The 17,728-nt window shown below is 73.3% G+C and carries 18 protein-coding genes; 4 read left to right on the top strand and 14 right to left on the bottom strand.

What is annotated here, in order from left to right; all coding sequences use genetic code 11:
- Window positions 1-4: 4 nt before the first annotated feature.
- The 14 genes from NR112_RS11280 to NR112_RS11215 all read right to left on the bottom strand — a co-directional run bounded on the left by NR112_RS11280 (window position 5) and on the right by NR112_RS11215 (window position 13,940).
- Entirely contained in the window at window positions 5-1,759 is a 1,755-nt protein-coding gene (locus NR112_RS11280; RefSeq protein ID WP_256794392.1) for a hypothetical protein, read from the bottom strand.
- The gene (locus NR112_RS11275; RefSeq protein WP_256794390.1) at window positions 1,756-4,473 is read right to left on the bottom strand and encodes a baseplate J/gp47 family protein; all 2,718 of its coding nucleotides are present in this window, start codon (window positions 4,471-4,473) and stop codon (window positions 1,756-1,758) included. The genes NR112_RS11280 and NR112_RS11275 overlap by 4 nt, the downstream gene beginning before the upstream one ends.
- The gene (locus NR112_RS11270; protein ID WP_256794387.1) at window positions 4,470-4,904 is read right to left on the bottom strand and encodes a GPW/gp25 family protein; all 435 of its coding nucleotides are present in this window, start codon (window positions 4,902-4,904) and stop codon (window positions 4,470-4,472) included. The genes NR112_RS11275 and NR112_RS11270 overlap by 4 nt, the downstream gene beginning before the upstream one ends.
- On the bottom strand, window positions 4,901-5,176 hold the full coding sequence (locus tag NR112_RS11265) for a PAAR domain-containing protein (RefSeq protein ID WP_256794385.1): 276 nt from the start codon (window positions 5,174-5,176) through the stop codon (window positions 4,901-4,903). The genes NR112_RS11270 and NR112_RS11265 overlap by 4 nt, the downstream gene beginning before the upstream one ends.
- A 57-nt stretch (window positions 5,177-5,233) precedes the next feature.
- Window positions 5,234-6,985 (bottom strand): phage baseplate assembly protein V, encoded by a 1,752-nt coding sequence (locus NR112_RS11260; protein ID WP_256794383.1) that lies wholly within the window; start codon window positions 6,983-6,985, stop codon window positions 5,234-5,236.
- Entirely contained in the window at window positions 6,982-7,656 is a 675-nt protein-coding gene (locus NR112_RS11255) for a hypothetical protein (RefSeq protein WP_256794381.1), read from the bottom strand. Before NR112_RS11255 ends, NR112_RS11260 begins: the two co-directional genes overlap by 4 nt.
- Window positions 7,653-7,820, bottom strand: coding sequence for a DUF5908 family protein (locus tag NR112_RS22925; protein WP_256794379.1), 168 nt, complete (start codon window positions 7,818-7,820; stop codon window positions 7,653-7,655). The genes NR112_RS11255 and NR112_RS22925 overlap by 4 nt, the downstream gene beginning before the upstream one ends.
- Window positions 7,821-8,282: a phage tail protein gene (locus tag NR112_RS11245; protein WP_256794377.1), complete on the bottom strand. Its 462-nt coding sequence runs from the start codon at window positions 8,280-8,282 to the stop codon at window positions 7,821-7,823.
- A 3-nt stretch (window positions 8,283-8,285) separates the two neighbouring features.
- Complete coding sequence (locus tag NR112_RS11240; protein WP_056774549.1) at window positions 8,286-8,723, bottom strand: phage tail protein; 438 nt, start codon at window positions 8,721-8,723, stop codon at window positions 8,286-8,288.
- A 61-nt stretch (window positions 8,724-8,784) separates the two neighbouring features.
- Window positions 8,785-11,400, bottom strand: a complete 2,616-nt coding sequence (locus tag NR112_RS22920; RefSeq protein WP_256794373.1) for a phage tail sheath subtilisin-like domain-containing protein — start codon at window positions 11,398-11,400, stop codon at window positions 8,785-8,787.
- A gap of 128 nt (window positions 11,401-11,528) precedes the next feature.
- Window positions 11,529-12,140 carry a hypothetical protein gene (locus NR112_RS11230; protein WP_256794371.1) on the bottom strand — a complete coding sequence of 204 codons (612 nt, stop codon included), beginning with the start codon at window positions 12,138-12,140 and terminating at the stop codon, window positions 11,529-11,531.
- A complete protein-coding gene (locus NR112_RS11225; protein WP_256794370.1) occupies window positions 12,137-12,679 on the bottom strand; it encodes a Pvc16 family protein in 543 nt (180 codons plus the stop codon). Before NR112_RS11225 ends, NR112_RS11230 begins: the two co-directional genes overlap by 4 nt.
- The gene (locus NR112_RS11220) at window positions 12,676-12,912 is read right to left on the bottom strand and encodes a hypothetical protein (protein ID WP_256794369.1); all 237 of its coding nucleotides are present in this window, start codon (window positions 12,910-12,912) and stop codon (window positions 12,676-12,678) included. Before NR112_RS11220 ends, NR112_RS11225 begins: the two co-directional genes overlap by 4 nt.
- 221 nt (window positions 12,913-13,133) lie before the next feature.
- Window positions 13,134-13,940 carry a bacterial transcriptional activator domain-containing protein gene (locus NR112_RS11215; protein WP_256794367.1) on the bottom strand — a complete coding sequence of 269 codons (807 nt, stop codon included), beginning with the start codon at window positions 13,938-13,940 and terminating at the stop codon, window positions 13,134-13,136.
- 220 nt (window positions 13,941-14,160) lie between these two features.
- On the opposite strand from NR112_RS11215, the gene NR112_RS11210 reads away from it, so the two are divergent.
- From NR112_RS11210 to NR112_RS11195, 4 genes are read left to right on the top strand one after another with little or no spacing between them, the layout of a single operon-like run.
- Window positions 14,161-14,568 (top strand): MmcQ/YjbR family DNA-binding protein, encoded by a 408-nt coding sequence (locus NR112_RS11210; protein WP_256794365.1) that lies wholly within the window; start codon window positions 14,161-14,163, stop codon window positions 14,566-14,568.
- A gap of 53 nt (window positions 14,569-14,621) precedes the next feature.
- Window positions 14,622-14,903 (top strand): metal-sensitive transcriptional regulator, encoded by a 282-nt coding sequence (locus tag NR112_RS11205; protein WP_256794363.1) that lies wholly within the window; start codon window positions 14,622-14,624, stop codon window positions 14,901-14,903.
- 34 nt (window positions 14,904-14,937) lie between these two features.
- The gene (locus tag NR112_RS11200; RefSeq protein ID WP_256794361.1) at window positions 14,938-15,159 is read left to right on the top strand and encodes a heavy-metal-associated domain-containing protein; all 222 of its coding nucleotides are present in this window, start codon (window positions 14,938-14,940) and stop codon (window positions 15,157-15,159) included.
- Window positions 15,156-17,633, top strand: coding sequence for a cation-translocating P-type ATPase (locus NR112_RS11195; protein WP_256794359.1), 2,478 nt, complete (start codon window positions 15,156-15,158; stop codon window positions 17,631-17,633). Before NR112_RS11200 ends, NR112_RS11195 begins: the two co-directional genes overlap by 4 nt.
- The last annotated feature ends 95 nt before the right edge of the window (window positions 17,634-17,728 follow it).

The following is a 17,728-nucleotide window of genomic DNA, read 5'->3' as shown; positions in this document are numbered from 1 at the left end:
CTGGCTACGCATCGCCGCACCGACTCGTCAGCGAGAAGCGCACCCGGATGCAGCGGGCGTCCGCGAGCCGGGGCACCGCGTTGCGCGGGATCGGCAGGTAGCCGTGGCTCGCGGGCATGAAGTCGGGGTCGCCGTCGACCTTCATCGCAAGGTCCTCGACGCCACGCACCAGCGGGTTGCCGACGATCGCCTCGACGACCTCGGTGAAGCGCACCGGCTCCCCCGGCACCCAGCCGAGGATGGGTTGGTCGTGGCGGGGCCACGGACCGTCGACGACCGGCGCCGGGGTGGGGGCGAAGGTCTCGGGTCGACCGCGCTCGAAGAAGGCGGCGATCCGGGCCCGGGCGTCGTCGACGACGGCCTCGCGGTTGGCGCCGACCTCGGTGACGAGGGTCGCCTGGACGAGCACGGGCGCCCGTTCGAGGAGGCTTGCGCCCACCTCGTCGCAGACGACGCGCCGCGGCTCGAGGTCGTCGACGCCGTCGCGCCAGTCGGGGAAGGGCGCGCCTGCCTCCGGTCCGATGGCGATCGTGAGGACGTCGCGCAGGAAGGCGTCCCGACGCGCGGGCGTGGTGGGCTCGGTGCGGCTCTCGACGACGAGCGTCAGCGCGGCGGCGTGCTCGTCGACGGCGACGGACGCGATGGCGTCGGTGGGCAGCCCGTTCCAGGCGATACCGGTCAAACGGCCCGGGACCGTCCAGGCGCGCACGACCTCCGGGTGGGCCCGCGCCCGGCCGGCGTAGTCGTCGGCGGTCACCGGCTCGCACGTCAGCGCCTGCACCGGATGCGGTGGCCAGACCAGCGAGCGGCCCTGTTCGTCCTCGAGGTCCTCGGGGAGCAGGCCCGCCGCCTGCGGGGAGGCCGCGACGGCATACGTCACCTCGTCGGCGTCGAGTCCCGCGAGGGTCAGGGCAGAGCACGTCGCCGCGCGGGTGTCGGTCGTCGTCGCGCGGACGACGTCGAGGCCGTCGACGAGGACCTCGCGCGAGCGCCGCCACCGCTCACGGCGCACGAGGGCGACGACCTCCTCGTCCCAGAGCGGCAGTGACCAGGCGAGCTCTGCGGCGGCCGCGGCATCGACGGCCGGGACGTCGAGCGGCGCGTCGGGATCGGCGCGTCGCGGGGCGGCGGCGACGGCGGCGGCCTGTGCAGCCGTCACGGCGGACGCGACGACACCGGCCTGCTCCTGCGCGACCTGGCGCACGAGCCGGGCGCGCATCAGCGCGACCACGGCCGGACGGTCGGTGGCCCGGAAGGCGCTCGCCCAGGGCTCGGCCGACAGCAGGGCGACCGCGTCGGCGCGCGACCGGCACACCCGGACGAGGGGCTCGAGCACCGTCGCGGACGTCGCCGGGGCGGCGAGGACGGCAGCCACGGCCGACACCGGCGCGAGGTCGGCGGCGGCGAGCGCGGGGTCGGACGGGTCGGTCTCCGGGTCCCACCGTCCCGCGGGCAGCGTGGTGCCCCAGTGCCGCTCCGCGTCTGACGCCCAGGCGCGCACCTCGAGCGGCCAGTCGTCGAGGTGGCGCTCGGCCGCCCTGTAGTGCAGGTCGGCGAGGCCGTAGGCCAGGACCTCGAGCAGCGTGATGCCCGGGTCGGCGGCGTTGTGGTCGGTCCACCCGGGCGTCGCCGTGGCAGTGAGGTGGTCGACCATGCGGGCGCGCACGGTCTCCCAGTCCGCGTCGGGCGCGACCGGCACGAACCGGGTGATCGGCGTGGCCTGCTCGGCAAACGGCCCGGCGGCCGGTCTGGGGCTCACAGCTGCTCCTCGCACAAGAGGTGGTGGTCGCCGGACGAGCAGTAGAGCCCGCGGCACGGGTCGACGGCGACGACCTCGACGGGCCCGCCCGACCCGTCGTGCAGGGCGAAGTCGAGGACGACGTCGACGTCGGGCTGGCGCTCGAGGACGGCGATGAGGGTCGAGGCGTAGAGGTCGCGGCCCCAGCGGACGGGCACGGTGCCCGTCGGGTGCAGCACCCGCTCGAGGGCGGCGGTGAGCGCCTGGGTGCCGGTGAGGGCCGCGACGCCCGGGCGCAGCCGGATCGAGGCGACGACGGTGACGGGACGGTAGTCCGGGCAGAGCACGTGGAGGGTGGCACCGATCGGCGCGCGTGGCTGCACGAGGCCGACGACACGGCCGGCGAGGCTGACGGACGGCCGGGGGGCGACGTCGAGCGGTCGGTCCGGCACGACGACGAGTCCGACGTGGCCGGGAGCGCGCAGCCCGTCGCCGCCGGTGTGTGGCAGGCACAGCACGGCGGCCACCTCGGGGAGCGCGAGCGCGACGTGCTGCTCGAGGTCCCAAGGGGTCAGCGCCCGGTCGCGGTGGCGCACCCGCGCCGAGCCGCGCGCGAGGTACTCGGCGTCCGTCTCGGGCGCACGGCCACGCACGGACGCGAGGTTGGTGACCTTCTTGACGCCGGGAACCGGTGCGAGGGTGCCCTTGATCGTGCCCACCGGGAGGGCCTGCGCCGAGCTGGGGTCGAGGGCGGGATCCGCCGCCCGGGAGACGAACTCGGCCACGACGGCGTCGACGACCACGGCGAGCAGGACGCCCAGACGGTCCGGCTGGTCGGTCTCGATCCGCACCCAGCGACCGGTGTCGGCCGACAGGTCGTCACAGCCGACGGCCCACGCGCGCGGGGCGACGAAGCGGAGCAGACCCGCCTCGCGGAGCTGGTGTGAGCCGTCGGCGACCGCGAGCGGCGCCCACGTCGTGCCGTCCCAGAACTGCCAGGAGGCCACGACCGAGTCGGAGCTGCCGCACGGCGACGCGGAGTCGACGTCGAGGTAGAGCGAGACGCTCGACCCGAGCCCGGCGTCGGGCAGCTCGAGCCCGATGGCGACCATGGCCGTCGCGCCGAGGTCGGACACGACGAGCCGGAACGGCGTGAAGCGTCCGGCCGCTCCGCCGACGCGCCGCTGTCGCCGCCAGCCGCTGCTCGAATCGACGAGCGAGGCCTCGACCGGAGTCGTGGTGTACCGCACCGTCACGGCCGAGGCGATCGGCGGGACCGGTACGGGCGGCATGGTCGGCTTGGGACCCGTGCCTGCGACGGCCCGCGTCGCGAAGTCGGCGACCTTGGCCTGGTAGTCGGTCCAGCCGAAGTCGCCCTGCGCGAGGAAGGCCCGGAGGTAGTGGCCGGCCTGTCCCGCGACCGCGAAGGTCTCGGACGCCACGGCCGACCCGGTCACCGGCGCCGACAGCGTGCCGAAGCTCGACGACGCCGTCCCGACCTGCTTCCACGCGCCGTCCTCGCGGCGCTGCCACACGACCGACGGCGTCGTCGTCGTCGAGACCGCGCCGTAGATCGAGGTCCACTGCGTCTCGACCGACGCGTACTGCGAGCCGAGTGTGTTCTTGATGCTGAGCAGCTGCGTCTTGAGCGTGTCGGCCAGCCAGACGGGGATGCCCGTGCCGCCGGCCGATGACGAGAGCGGCGCACCGCCCTCCTGCATGACCTGCACCGCGACCTCGACGGTCGCCAGTGCCTTGCCGAACGCCTCGTCCGAGCGCACGTAGAAGGCGTCACCGCGCTTCGCGACGGCGCCGAACGGCTGGAACTCCTTCGTGACGTCGACCGCGCCGTCGTTGTAGAAGGCCGCCTCGGGGACGTATGCCGTTCGGTCCGTCACGCGCACCGTGACCCCGGTGAACGAGAAGCCCACAGGCACCGCCGTGCTCGTCGCGACGACGCCCTCGAGCCAAGGCACCTCGCCGTCGCGCGCGCCGCAGCCACCGGTCAGCGTGACCGTGACCGTGCCACCGGAAACGGCGCCGCCGGTCGTCCCGCTCGTCGTGCCGTCGGCGTGCGACCAGCGCCAGACGAGCGCGGACAGGCCCTCGGTGCCGGCCGCACCCGTGAAGGACACCTCGGCGGTGAGGTCACCGGCGTCGAAGGCCAGCGCCGGTGAGTGGATCCGCAGGGAGTGCGCGGCCTCCGGTCCGGCCGAGGGTCGCAGCGGGAAGTCCGGTGCCACGGCCGCAACCCCGTGGGCGCGGACGGGTTCGCCGGGGGCGAAGGACCGCACCCCCGTGAGGGCCGCACCGTGCGCCGTCAGGGCGTCGAGGGTGACGTAGCGGCGCTCGTTGCCGAAGGCGTCCTTGCCACCGCGCAAGGGCGTGCCCGGCGGCAGCACCGCGGGTGCCGCCTTGGGGTCGACGGTCGCGTGCGCGACGATGCGGTCCGGCAGCGCGGGGAGGCGGCCGACGCCGAGGATCTCCTCGAGCCACGTGCGGCGGGTCCGCTCCGGCAACGTCGCGAGGTGCGCGTCGAGTGCGGCGTACTCGGCGGCCACCGCCGCGAGCAGCTCGCGGTCGGGGGCACCTGCCGGCGAAGGCGCCGTCACGCCGTCGGGGTCGGTCGCGAAGAGCACGTCGGCCCAGGTCCCCGCGGTGTCATAGGGCGCCAGACGCGCGGCGGCGGCCATCGCGGCGGCGACCTGCCCGGGGGTGCGTCCGCCCGCGGTCATGACGCACCGGCCAGGTAGAAGGGCACGACGAGACTCGTCGGCCGCCGGTGCCGGTCGATGCGGAACTCGATGGTGACGTCGACCCGGTCGTCGGCCTCACCGGCCGGCACCGCGTCGACGGCGTCGACGATGACCCGCGGCTCGCCGAGCACGAGGGCCCGGCGGACGTCGTCGGCGAGCCGGTGGCAGGCCTCCGACGTGCGCGGCTCGAAGACGTAGCGGTCGACGCCGGCCCCGAGGTCCGGTCGCATGACGCGGCTGCCGATCATCGTGCGCAGGAGCAGCACGAGCGCCTCCCCGACGTGCTCGGCGCCGTCGTTCGTCACGAGCTCGACGGACCCGGTGGTGCCGGTGCCGTCGCCGCCCGCGCGCTCCCAGCGCGGCGGGAACGCCCAGCCGCGTCCGACCTGCGGGTAGTCGCTGGTGCTCATCCGATCACCACCGTCGGGCTGCCCACGACGACCGAGGCGCCGCAGCCGCAGGCATCACCGGCGCGCAGGGCTGGTCGGCCCTGGACGAGGACGGTCGCGGAGCCCGCGACGAACGGGCTGGCCGGGATGTGCGAGGGCGGCGGGATGACGCAGGCGTGCATGTCCCCGAGGACGGCGGCCGGCATCCCGGCGATGAGCACGGTGGCGACGCCCGGCCCGACGACCGTGCCCCCGTGCGCGGTGGTGTCACCGACGCGTGCTGCCCCCGGCATGTCTCCTCCTCGTTGGATGATCGGTGGTGTGGACTGGTCCGGACGTGCGGCGTCCGGTCAGTTGATGGTCACGAGGGACCCCTTGAGGCCCAGGGATCCCGAGGCCTTGACGTCGAGGGTCGCCGAGCTCTCGATGCTCGACGGGCCGGACGCCTTGGCGGCGAGCTTGAGCGAGTCGAGCGAGATGGTCCCGGACGACGACGAGAGGGTGATGTCGCCCTGCGCCGCCGTCAGCTCGATGCCGTCGGCGGACAGGCGGATCGCGTTGCCGCTGTCCTTGTGGGTGATGACGACCTCGGAGTCCTTGTCGGACAGCAGGATCGAGTGGCCCTTGCCGGTCTTGAGAGTCACGGCGCTGTCGGTGCCGTCCTCGAGGCGGAGGGTGTGCTGGTCGGGCGAGACGAGCGCTCGCACGGCGTTCGTGTCCGGGTCGACGGTGAAGGGGGGCTGCTGGCTCCCGTTGTAGAGCGAGCCCAGGACGACGGGGTGTGCCGGGTCGCCGCCGACGAAGCCGACGAGCACCTCTTGCCCGACGGCAGGGGCGATGACGGCCCCGTAGCCGTCGCCCGCGTCGACGTTGGAGAGGCGAGCCCAGACGCCGTCACCGCCGTCGCTGCGCCAGGGCAGGCGCACCTTGACCCGGTTGAGCGACGCCGGGTCGTCGAGCGCCTCGACGAGGCCGATCCCGAGCGCCGGTCCGCGGTCGCCGCGGCGCCCCGACCCGTCGTCGGCCGCTGCCCGCGGCACGAGCCGCGGGGGCGATCCCACCTGGAACTCGGTGACGTAGCCCCGGGCCGAGAGCCGGTGTCGTGCAGCGGTGACGTAGTGCGGTCCGGACATCCGCCGTCCGACACCGGCGATGGAGAGCCAGCCGTCGCAGCGCAGCCCCGGCTCGCCCTGCACGACGCCGGTGCCGTGGACGTGCCCGAGGGCGGAGCGCCTTTGGGCGGCAACGGCTCTCGCGTCGGCCTCGTCGGCGGCACCGACCGCGTCCGACTCGACACGCTCGGCTCGCAGCGGCCACCCGGCGTCGCCGACGGCCGCCGAGTGACTCTGCCGGTCACCGACGTCGAGGTCGGCCGCGCTCGCGCTCTGCTCGCTCTCGGTCGCCTCGGCGGCGTCGACGTCCCAGCCGACCCCGACCGCGGTGTCGATGGCCCGGGTCAGGTCCTCGGTGAGGTGCAGCTCGACGAGCGACCGGGTCCAGTCGAGCTCGAGCGGGTTCTGCGCGGCCGACGGCGGCCGGAGCACGAGCTTCGTGCCGCGGACGAACAGGACCCAGCCGAGCTCGCACGCCCGGGTCGTCAGGGCATCCCAGTCGCTGACCCGGTCGCTGGCCCAGAAGGGGTGGGTGACGCCGTCGGCCGCGTCGGTCTCGAGCGAGTAGTCGGCAGCGACGGCGGAGGCGATGTCGGCGTCGGTGACATCGGCGAGCTGGCGCGACCGCGGCGGGTGGTCCATGAGGACCGACCGCGACCGGCCCTCGACCCGGAGCACGGGAGGGCTGCCGCTCGGGAAGTGCGTCGTCAGCGAGGCGATGACGCCGTCGAAGACCTCAGTGAGGTCGGAGTGGTAGCCGACGGAGACCGCGATGCCCGCTCCGGGAGTGAACGGCCCGTCGTCGCTGTGCCGCACGACGCGCTGGTCGGCGTCCCAGTTCTGGACGAGGAGCGTGAGCCGCCCGTGGCGACCGACCTCCTCGTGCACCTCGAGCTCGACGACGTCGGCGGCGACGATCGGCTCGAGCGCGGTCCCGCCGACCCGCACCTCGAAGGCCGGTCGGTCGCGCTGGGTCGTCGGCGCGGTCATCGGGTCGTCCCCAGCGGCGGGAGCAGGAGCAGCTGCCCGGTGGTGAGCCCGCGCGGGTTGGTCAGCCGGTTGGCCGCCGCCAGCGGGCGCCAGTAGGCGGGGTCACCGTAGACCCGGGCGGCGATGGCGTCGAGGGCGTCGCCGTCCGTGACGAGCCACGTCTGGTAGAGGTCGGGCGAGGCCGGCCGGTCCTCGGCGGCAACCTCCTGCGGTGACAGCGCCTCCTTGAGTGACAGCTTGACCGTCGCCCGCAGCGGCTCCCCCGCCCGGTTGAAGAGCTTGTACGTCACGTCGGCCTGGGTCAGGATGCCGCGGAAGCTGAACCGCCCCCAGTAGCAGTGCACGTAGTAGGGCTGGTGCGTGTCGCCCTGGAACTTCGTCAGCGCGAGGAGGGCGTCGAGCAGCTCACCGATGCCACCGGGCTCGCCGACGACCCCGGTGCCGTCGAGCAACAGGTCGATCTGCACCTGGTCGGGCTCGCCACCGCTGAAGGACTGCTGCGGCGCAGACGTGCCGGCCGACTGCGTCGCCTGGTAGAGGTTCTTGCGCGAGAAGGACAGCTCGGTCGGGTTGAGCAGGGCCTGCCAGCGCAGCCCGGCGGGCTGCTCGAACTTCAGGTCGGCGTACGCGTCGATGGTCAGCTTGGTCAGCTGGGTGGCCGTGAGGTTCACCGGTCCCACTCCCGCCGGAGCACCTCGAGGACCCGCTCCACCGACCGCCGCACGATGGCTTCGATGGCGGCGTCACCGAGCGGCGCGTCGGGCGCCGGCCCGGGGGCATCCGTCCTCGGTGCGACGACGACCTCGGTGACGATCTCGCTGATGACGACGGGCACTCAGACCACCTTCTTGAGGACGAGCCCGTGGTGGGCGATCTCGACGGCCTCGACGGCGACAGCCGAGCTCTGGGCATCGAGGTCGGGGCCGGTGAGCTTGACCGGCCAGCCGCGCGTGAAGGCCCACACGCGGACCGGCGCGAGCGCGCCCTCGACGGTGCTCATGAGCACGACGGTCCCGTCGCGCGGCGTCACGACACCCGTGACGTGGAACTCGTAGAACCAGTCCCACAGCTCCTGGAGGGGGCCGGCGCCCTGGTTGAGGACGAGGTTGGGGAAGGACGCCCGCGTCGGGAAGCGGTGGGCGAAGCGGTTCTCGCCGCCCTCCTGGTACTCCTCGACGGCGACCTCACCCGCGAGCCCGGTGCACTTGCTGAAACTGACGGACGTGAGCCCGTCGATGGCCAGCACGAAGTGCGCCGTCGTGAACGGCACGAGCGCGGGTGAGGCGAGCGGGAGCATCGGCTACTTCGCCTCGATCTCGATGCCCTCGCAGGCGAACTCGACCGACTCGATGGCGACGTCGGTGCCGGTCGACTTGAGGCCGGGGCCCTCGATCTTGACCGGCCAGGCCTCCTTGATCTTCCACGTCATGACCGGCTCGCGCTCCTCGTTGAGGAGGCTCACCGTGACGTCGCGCCGCTCGACCGCGCCGATGGTGATGGAGTTGTACCACTCGAAGAGCCCGTTGCCGGCCTCCGTCGGGGCGATGCCCCGCTTGAGGGTGACGTTGGAGAACTTGCGCAGCCCGGGCTGCTTGCGCGTCGAGAACTGCGGGTCCGCGCCGCCGCGGTACTCGACGACCTCGGCCTCCATCGTCAGCCCGCTCACCTCCGAGAAGCTCGAGGTCTGCTGGCGGTCGCCCCAGCTGACGGTGAAGTGCAGGGTGGTCATGGGATACATGTCAGGCTCCTTGGCTCACAAGAGGATTCAGGCGGCGTGTGCGTCGGCTGGTCACGGCGGGTCACTCGGACAGCCGCTTGTGGCTGAAGCGGAAGACGACGAACTCCGCGGGCTTGGCCGGCGCGATCGCGACCTCGGTGATGATGAGCCCGAGGTCGATGTCCGTCTCCGTCATCGTCTCGCCGAGCCCGACGCGCACGCGGTAGGCCTGCTCCGGCTTGGTGCCCGCGAGCGCCCCTGCACGCCACTGCTGGTCGAGAAAGTTCTCCACCGAGACCTTGACGCGGATCCACGTCTGGGCGGTGTTGGGCTCGAAGACGACCCACTGGGTGGCGCGGTCGACCGACGTCTCGACCATGTTGAAGAGCCGACGGACGTTGACGTAGCGCCACGTCGTGTCGTCGGTCGCGTTGCGGGCACCCCAGAGCCTCGTGCCGCGGCCCGGGAAGGCTCGGATGAGGTTGACGCCGCCGGGGTTGAGCAGGTCCTGCCGGCGCTGGGTGTAGGCCTGCGAGAGCCCGACGATGCCGGTGACCGTCTCGTTCCCGGGCGCCTTGTGCACGCCGCGCAGCCGGTCGGTGCGGGCGAAGACCCCGGCGACGAAGCCCGACGGCGGCACGGTCGTGAAGCGGTCGATCGAGTCGGGGTCGATCGTGACGATCTGCAGGTGCGGCGCGTAGAGGGCGGCATACGTGCTCGAGAGCGTCGTGTTGCGCCACGACAGCAGCTCCGTGTCGTCGAGGTCGGGCGCGTCGACGATGGCGAAGCGCCGGAAGTTCTCGCAGTGCGTCACGACCTGGCCGACGAGGTCGGCCTGCAGGAGCGGGTCGCCGAGCGTCAGCGCGTCCGGGCAGATGACCATGGCCGGCTCGGCGACCTCCTCGAGCCGGGTCAGGCCGGCGCGGAAGTCGTCGTTCGTCGGGGCCTTGTCGGCGCCGATCCGGTCGACGGCCGTGTAGAACGGCGCCGCCGCGAGCGACACCGCCGGGGCACCACTGGCCCGCGCGGTCACGGTGACGAGCGACGAGGCGCCGTTGACGACGTCGTCCTTGGCGAAGTACGCCGGGTGGTCGGGGCTCAGGGACAGGCCGCCGAACGTCTCGGCGGGGGCGCCGCCGACGGAGACCGCCAGCGTGAACCGCGCGGCCACGACGGACGCCGACTCGACGGCATACAGCGGGAAACGCGCCTGGGCGGCGTTGGAGACGGCCGTGCTGGCCGCGAACCGGAGCACGTACGTGTCGCCACCCGCTGCGTCGACGCCCGTGATCGGCGCGTAGGCCGTCCCGAGACCGAGCACGTCGCCGACCCGGGGCGCCACGGCGCATCGGACGGCGATGCCGTCGTCGGCGTCGGCCTGGAGGGTGAACGTCGCGTCCGTGTACGTGTCGGTCGCGACCGGCGCGGGAGCCAGCGTGAACCCGCCGGCCGTCCGGGTCGCGACGACGGCGGGGGTCGACCCCGCGCCGGTGAAGGTCACCTTGGCACCCGCCGGGAGGAAGCCGTACGCGTTGCCGACGTCGGCCGCGGACAGCCCGGTGATGCCGAGGCCCGAGTCCGCGAGCAGGACCGCCGTGACCGCCGCGTTGACGGTGACCGGGCCGCTCGGGGCGGCGGTGGCGCCGACGACGACGAAGCGGTTCGTCTGCCAGGAGGCGGTGCGGCCGTCACTGGTCGTGAGGCGCGCTGCCGCGTGCTCGACGCCGCTCGCCGTCAGCTCGGACGCGATGGGCGCGGTGAGCGGACGGTCGAACGCGAGGGCCGAGGCCGAGACGTTGAGCGACGGCGGTGACCCGGCCGGGGCGCCGGCGATCGTCGCGGTGGCCCGGTAGTCGGTGCGCCGCTGGACGAAGGCCGCGCCGGGGACGGCGCCGAGGGACGCGTCGAGGGTCAGGGTGACCCCGCTGCCGGCGGTCGTGACGTCGGTGACGACCGCGCTCGAGCGCGTGCCGTTGGGGGCGACGGCGACGACGACGTCACCCTTCTTGAAGCCCTTGCCGGACGGGAGGAAGACGGCGGTGGCCGCCGCGGCGGCCGCGCTCGCGACGACCGAGCCAGCGGGGAGGGTGACGGCGGCGCTCGCGCTGCCGACCGTGATCGACGTCGTGGTCAGGGCCGTCACGAGCGCGGTGGGCGGTGCCGCGACCGACCCGCTCGTCGGCGCAGCCACCAGGGCGACGGTGTCTCCGGGCTTGAGCCCCGCGGTCGAGGCGACAGCGATCGTGCCGTTCCCCCCGCTCGCGATGGCGCCCGTCGCCGACGTCGTCGTCGCGCGGTAGAACGAGCCCGACGCGGCCGACTCGTCGGCGGAGACGGCGACCGACAGGTCGTTGCCCCACGTGCCGGGCGAGCTCGCCTCGATGTCGAAGCTCTCCGTGCCCGCGACGTCGAAGACGGTCCACGAGGCGCCGGTCGACGGGTCGACCCGGACGATCCAGGCGGCGGGGCCGCCGTTCTCGAAGTAGCCGAAGACCGACTCCCCCGTGAAGCCCCGCGACGTGGCGGCCCCGAAGGTCCGCACGAAGTCGGCCCATCCCGTGACACGCGTCGGCTCCTTGACGGGCCCGCGGCGCGTCGTGCCGAGCACGGCCACGACGCTCGTGGGGGCGGCTGCGATCGGTTGCGGCCCCGAGGGGACCTCCTCGACGTAGACGCCGGGTGAAAGGTAGGTCGTCACGGTGCCCTCCTCGGCTCGTGCTCTGTCGTGCGGTTCAGGTGGGGTGCGGTTCGGGTGCGATTCGGTCGTGGTGCGGGTCGTGGTGTGGTGCGGTGCGGGTCGTGCGGTGGTTGCCCTTGGCGCCGTCGTCAGGTCGTGTCGACGAGGTGGACGGTCGTCGTCGCCCTCGAGACGTCGACGGAGAGCGTGCGCAGCGGCTGGCCACCGACGAGCAGGTCGAGCGGCGTGAAGGCGGCGGTCCACTCGACGGGCGCGGACCGGTAGGTGCCCGGATCGACTTCGGGGAGCGCGACGCTCGGCTTCGGGTCGGGACCCGAAGTCGCGCGCGCCGTGACGGCGACACCGGTGCGCGGCGCTCCGGTCGACGGGGTCGTGAGGACGACGGTCAGGCTCGAAGGGACGGGGTGGACGACGACCTCGACGTCGGGTGCGGTGAGGTCGACGACGAAGGTCCGCGGGGGTCGACCGGTGAGCGGCGGTACGACGAGGACGTCGGCGAGCGCCCCGTTCGTCAGAGTGACCACGACCCTCGGCGGCACGGCGGGCACCGGGGCGTCGGCGCGGACGGCGACGACGAGGACGTCCGGGAGCACGCGGAGGGTCCAGCCGGCCGGGGCCGGCTCGAGGTGGGCGTCGAGGCCGCGCAGCCGCGCCCCGGTCGAGGCGTGGACGAGGCGCACGGTGTGGCGCAGCGTCGTCGTGACCGTTGCGAGGTGCGGGGCCGCCGGCTGGACGCTCACGTCGCCCCCACCCAGTCGATGCGGTGCTCGCGGACCCGGCCGCGACCGTCCCGCTCGAGGACCGGCACCGGAGCGACGTCGACCTCGTAGAAGAGGGCGAGCCGCCCGGCCCGACCGAGCGACCCCCAGACCTGGTTGCGCTCGTCGGCGTTCGGCGCGAGCAGCCGGACGGCGATGCTCTCGACCTCGTCCGACAGCGGCGGCGTCAGGTCCGGCGGCCGCACGATCGGCGTCGTGTGGAAGGCCTGGACGACGCGGCCGAGCCGGGTCTGCGCCTCGTCGTGGTCGCCGACGTAGGTGACGAGGTAGGTCAGCTGGAGCGACAGCGGCGCCCGGACGAGGCCGGTGAGCCCGTCGACGAGGGGTCGGTTGCGCAGGTGCGGGTGCTCGGCCACCGCGATGAGCGCGAGGATGCCCTTGGTGTCCGGCAGGGCCGTCTTGTCGCCCTGCGAGAGCGAGTGGAGCACGATCCACGTCCCGAGGTCGGGGGTGGCCCGGTGGATGACGTCTCGCAGCGCCTCGCTGACCTCGCGGATCACGGTCGCTCCCAACGCCTCGGGCTCACGCCGTCGTCGTCGAGGCGTGCCTCGACGATCTGCTCGATCTCGGCGAACGATCCCACGTAGGTCTCCTCGTCCGTGGCCATGTCGCGCACCCGGGCCCTGATGACGGCCGGGAGCGTGTCGACGTCGCGGGGCTCGGCCCACACGTCGATGAGGAATCGCCGCCTCCACGCTCGCATCACCAGGCCGTGACCCTTCTGCTCAGCCACGAGCGTCCCGGCAACCGATCACCGACCGCTCACGAGACCCGCGCCCCCCGATCACGACCCGCTCACCGCCTGCTCACCGCCTGATCACCACCGACCCCACCGTCGAGAGGCCACGTCCGGCCCACCTCGTCACGTCGAGAGGCCACGTCCGGCCCACCTCGTCACGTCGAGAGGCCACCTCATGCCGCTCCCGGCGACACGGCATACGCCCTCGTTGCCCGTCAGGGCATGCGGTGCAGGCGGTCGAGCGCGCGGTCGACGATCTCGGCGAGGCGCACGACCTCGCGTCGGGCCCGTTCGAGCTCGGCGACGAGCGCGGCCACCGACGCGGCCTGGCCGGCGTCGCCCCGGGTGATCCGGGCGTAGAGCGCGACCGTCTCGGGCATCGGGTCGGCGCCGAGCTCCGCGAGCAGCGTCAGGCGGCACTGCTCGAACTGCCGCTCGACGAGATCGTGCCGGCCGGACGCCGCGTAGGCGCCCATGAGGTGGCGGTGGATGTCCTCGCGCAGCGGCTCGACGGCGAGCGCGAGCGTCCCGTAGCGGTCGACGGCGGCGACGTCGCCGCGGTTGCCGTGGTGCTGGACGAGGTAGTCGAGGGCGGTGAGGTAGAGGGTCTCGATGCGGTGTCGCGCCCCGAGCACCCACTCGTCGTCGCAGACCTCGACGAGCCGGCCGCGGTGCAGCGCGACGGCGTCCTCGAGCCGGTGGACGTCGTCGTCCGTGAGGTCGACGACGTTGCGGCGCAGGACGGGAGCCAGCAGGTCCTCGAAGCGGACCGCGTCGACGGTCATCGGCACGGCCCGGCTCAACGCGACCGACCGTCCACCGGAGCGGCCGACGAGCTCGACGCCCGTGCTCGCGCGCACCTCGGACTGGAGCCGCCAGACGGCGGTGTTGAACCGGCGGCGGGCCGAGTCCTCGGGGCAGTCGGCGAAGAGCTGGGCAGCCGCGACCGCGCGTTGGCGCCCCTCGCGTGGTGCGAGCGCGAGATAGGCGACGAGCACCGCGGTACCCGGCGACAGCGCCACGGGATCGTCTCCCGAGACGAGCGTCGGAGCACCGAGAAGATTGAGTCTGAGCCCCGAGACGGCCACGCTAACCCCCACACATCGAGGTGGGCTGCTCACCCCAAAAAATACGCCCGAACCGCGACTTTCGTGACCGGTTTGGCCGGATCCGTCGACCTCTGGCCAGGGAGTGCGCGTGGCCCCTTCAGGTATGCCGTCCGGCGGGCTAACGTGCGAAGGCATGGCCCGCTCGCGTCCCGCCCGGCTCAGTGACGTCGACGAGGCAGCCGCCGCGCTGCCCGAGGTGACCCGCGACCCACCGGTCGGCGGTCGACCGGGCTTCCAGGTCAGGGGCAAGACCTTCGCCTTCGCCCGCGGTCCGCGCAAGGACGCCGTCGACCCCGAGACGGGCGAGCCCTACGACGACGTCCTCGCCTTCATGTGCACGCCCGAGGACAAGGAGTCGATGGTCGCCGACCCTGACTCCCCGTGGTTCACGACGCCGCACTGGAACGGCTACAACGCCGTGCTCCTGCTCGAGCGGGACCTCGGCAGGCTCACGGCGGAGGAGATCCGCGAGGTCGTCACCGACGCGTGGCTGACCAAGGCGCCGAAGCGGCTGGCGAAGGAGGTGCTCGGCGGTCCGTGACGGGAGGGGAATACCCCAGAGGGGTATCCTGTTGAGGAGGACGAGGAGGTGCCATGGCTGGATACGCCGGCAGCAAGGACGACTACCTGAAGCGGCTGCGCCGCATCGAGGGTCAGGTGCGGGGGGTGCAGAAGATGGTCGACACCGACACCTACTGCATCGACATCCTGACCCAGGTCAGCGCCATCACCAAGGCGCTGCAGGCGGTCAGCCTCGGCCTGCTCGAGGACCACGTCGCCCACTGCGTCGTCGATGCCGCCCGAGAGTCCGACGAGGCTGCTGCCGAGAAGGTGCGCGAGGCCTCGGAGGCCATTGCCCGACTCGTGCGCAGCTGAGCACCCCACCGACCACCGCCCGAGGAGGCACCCGATGAGCACCACCACCCAGACCGAGGTCACCGTCACCGGCATGACGTGCGGCCACTGCACCGCCGCCGTGAGCGGTGAGCTTTCGGCGCTGCCCGGCGTCGTCGCGGTCGCGGTCGACCTGCACCCCGGCGAGGACTCCCCCGTCACCATCACGAGCGAGGCCCCCCTCGACCCGTCCGCCATCGCGGACGCCGTCGCCGAGGCCGGCTACAGCCTCCGATGACCGAGGGCCAGGCGCCGGTGACCACGGCCGAGCGGACCCCCGACGAGGTCCGCCTCGCCATCACCGGCATGACCTGCGCCTCCTGCTCGGCCCGCATCGAGCGCAAGCTGTCGAAGGTCGCCGGCGTCGAGTCCGCAACCGTCAACCTCGCCACCGAGAAGGCCCTCGTCTCGTTCACCGCCCCCGTCACGATCGAGCAGATCGTCGCCGAGGTGAAGAAGACCGGCTACGGCGCCACCGTCATCGACGGCTCTCGCCCTGCGCCGCCGGCCCCCACCGCCCCGAGCACGTATGCCGTGTCGTCCGACAGTGCCCCGGGCGGCTCCCCGGGTGGCGAGGTGGCGAGGCCCGCCGCCGGTGCGCTGCTCGAGAAGCTGCGCGCCCAGGAGTTGGCTCGCCGGAAGGTCCGCGCCGCCGCTGCGACCACGACGGTCGACGCCGGTCCCGCGACGACCCCGACGCCGCCCGCAGCGCACGAGGACCACGCGGGCCCCTCCGGTCAGGCGGGTCACGAGGCCGGGACGGGTCGCGGCGGCTCCGTTGAGAACCACCTCGACCACACGCCCGCGCAGGACGTCCTCAAGCCCCGGCTCGTCGTCGCCATCGCGCTGACGATCCCGGTGCTGCTGCTCGCCATGGTGCTGCCGACGTTCGGGGCGAGCCCGTGGCTCGAGCTGCTCCTCGCGACGCCCGTCGTCTTCTGGTGCGCGTGGCCGTTCCACCGCGCCGCTGCCGTCAACGCCCGTCACCTCGCCTCGACGATGGACACCCTCGTGTCCCTCGGGGTGCTCGCTGCCTGGGGCTACTCCGTCGTCGAGCTGCTCCAGGGCGGCATGCACCTCTACTTCGAGGTCGCCGCGGTCGTCACGACGTTCCTGCTCGTCGGCCGCTTCCTCGAGGCGCGCGCCAAGGACTCCGGCAAGGACGCCCTGCGCTCGCTGCTCGACCTCGGCGCCAAGGACGTCTCCGTCCTGCGCATCGACCCCCAGTCGCGGATCACGAGCGAGCTGCGCATCCCCGTCGACCAGCTCGTCGTCGGCGACCAGTTCGTCGTCCGGCCCGGTGAGAAGGTCGCGACCGACGGCACGGTGCGCGACGGGTCGAGCGCGGTCGACGCGAGCCTCGTCACCGGCGAGTCGACGCCCGTCGACGTCTCCCCCGGCGACGAGGTCACGGGCGGCTCGATCAACACGACCGGACGCATCGTCGTCGAGGCCCGCAAGGTCGGCGCCGACACGATGCTGGCCGGCATCCAGCGTCTCGTCGAGACCGCCCAGACCGGCAAGGCCGACGTCCAGCGGCTCGCCGACCGCGTCTCCGCGATCTTCGTCCCGGTCGTCCTCGTCATCGCCGTCGTCACCTTCGTCGCCTGGCTCCTCACGGGCCACGACCTCGGCACGTCGCTGGCCGTCGCCGTGACGGTGCTCATCATCGCCTGCCCCTGCGCCCTCGGTCTGGCCACGCCGACCGCGCTGCTCGTCGGAACCGGCCGCGGCGCCCAGCTCGGCACGCTCATCAAGGGGCCGCAGGTGCTCGAGGACACGCGCCGCGTCGACACCGTCGTGCTCGACAAGACGGGCACGGTGACGACCGGCGAGCTGCGACTACGGAGCATCTCCGTGCGCGGCAAGCTCTCCAAGAAGGCCGCCCTCATCGCGGCCGCCGCCGTCGAGCAGGGCAGCGAGCACCCCATCGCGCAGGCCGTCGTCGACGGCGCCCGGCTGGCCAAGCTCGACCTGCCGCGCATCCGCGACTTCCAGTCGAACCCGGGCGAGGGGGCGACGGCGCGGATCAAGGACACCGAGGTCACGGTCGGCAAGGCCGTCCTCTTCGAGAGCGTCGACCCCGAGCTCGTCGCCCACGCCCGCAGTCACGCCGGCACGACCGTCTACGTCGGCTGGGACGGCGTCGCCCAGGCGGCTCTCACCGTCGAGGACACGGTGCGCGACTCGTCCACGGCCGCGATCGCCCGGCTCCGGGCCCTCGGCCTGACGCCCTACCTGCTCACCGGCGACAGCGCCTCCAACGCGCGCAGCGTCGCCGAGCAGGTCGGCATCGACGCCTCCAACGTGCGCGCCGACGTGCTGCCGGCGCAGAAGCACGCCGTCGTCACCGAGCTGCAGAAGTCCGGCCGGGTCGTCGCCATGGTCGGCGACGGCGTCAACGACGCCGCCGCCCTCGCCCAGGCCGACCTCGGTCTCGCGATGGGCTCGGGCACCGACGTCGCCATGGACTCGGCCGACATCGTCCTCGTGCGCACCGACCTCGACGCCGTCGGTGACGCGATCGGTCTCTCCCGCGAGACGTTGCGCATCATCAAGCAGAACCTCGCCTGGGCCTTCGGCTACAACACCGCCGCCATCCCGCTCGCCGCGTTCGGCCTGCTCAACCCGATGATCGCCGGCGCGACGATGGCCCTGTCGTCGGTGCTCGTCGTCAGCAACTCGCTGCGCCTCAAGCGCTGGGGCCGCTGACGCGCTGCTCAGCCCTGCGCGCCCGGGTTGAGGTATCGCGACCGCGAGTCCGGCACCTCGGATACCTCAAGCGGGTGGTGGCGACCGGTGGCGGC

The organism is Terrabacter sp. Ter38 (assembly GCF_024519435.1).
Taxonomy (GTDB): Bacteria; Actinomycetota; Actinomycetes; order Actinomycetales; family Dermatophilaceae; genus Terrabacter.
Note: the sequence above shows the minus strand (reverse complement) of the source record. Positions and strands in the feature narration are given on the sequence as shown.

Excerpts from the sequence above, each read along its gene's own strand:
- NR112_RS11275 (WP_256794390.1), bottom strand. The coding sequence starts at position 4,473 with ATGACCGCGGGCGGACGCACCCCCGGGCAGGTCGCCGCCGCGATGGCC.
- NR112_RS11270 (WP_256794387.1), bottom strand. The coding sequence starts at position 4,904 with ATGAGCACCAGCGACTACCCGCAGGTCGGACGCGGCTGGGCGTTCCCG.
- NR112_RS11265 (WP_256794385.1), bottom strand. The coding sequence starts at position 5,176 with ATGCCGGGGGCAGCACGCGTCGGTGACACCACCGCGCACGGGGGCACG.
- NR112_RS11260 (WP_256794383.1), bottom strand. The coding sequence starts at position 6,985 with ATGACCGCGCCGACGACCCAGCGCGACCGACCGGCCTTCGAGGTGCGG.
- NR112_RS11245 (WP_256794377.1), bottom strand. The coding sequence starts at position 8,282 with ATGCTCCCGCTCGCCTCACCCGCGCTCGTGCCGTTCACGACGGCGCAC.
- NR112_RS11240 (WP_056774549.1), bottom strand. The coding sequence starts at position 8,723 with ATGTATCCCATGACCACCCTGCACTTCACCGTCAGCTGGGGCGACCGC.
- NR112_RS11210 (WP_256794365.1), top strand. The coding sequence starts at position 14,161 with ATGGCCCGCTCGCGTCCCGCCCGGCTCAGTGACGTCGACGAGGCAGCC.
- NR112_RS11205 (WP_256794363.1), top strand. The coding sequence starts at position 14,622 with ATGGCTGGATACGCCGGCAGCAAGGACGACTACCTGAAGCGGCTGCGC.
- NR112_RS11200 (WP_256794361.1), top strand. The coding sequence starts at position 14,938 with ATGAGCACCACCACCCAGACCGAGGTCACCGTCACCGGCATGACGTGC.
- NR112_RS11195 (WP_256794359.1), top strand. The coding sequence starts at position 15,156 with ATGACCGAGGGCCAGGCGCCGGTGACCACGGCCGAGCGGACCCCCGAC.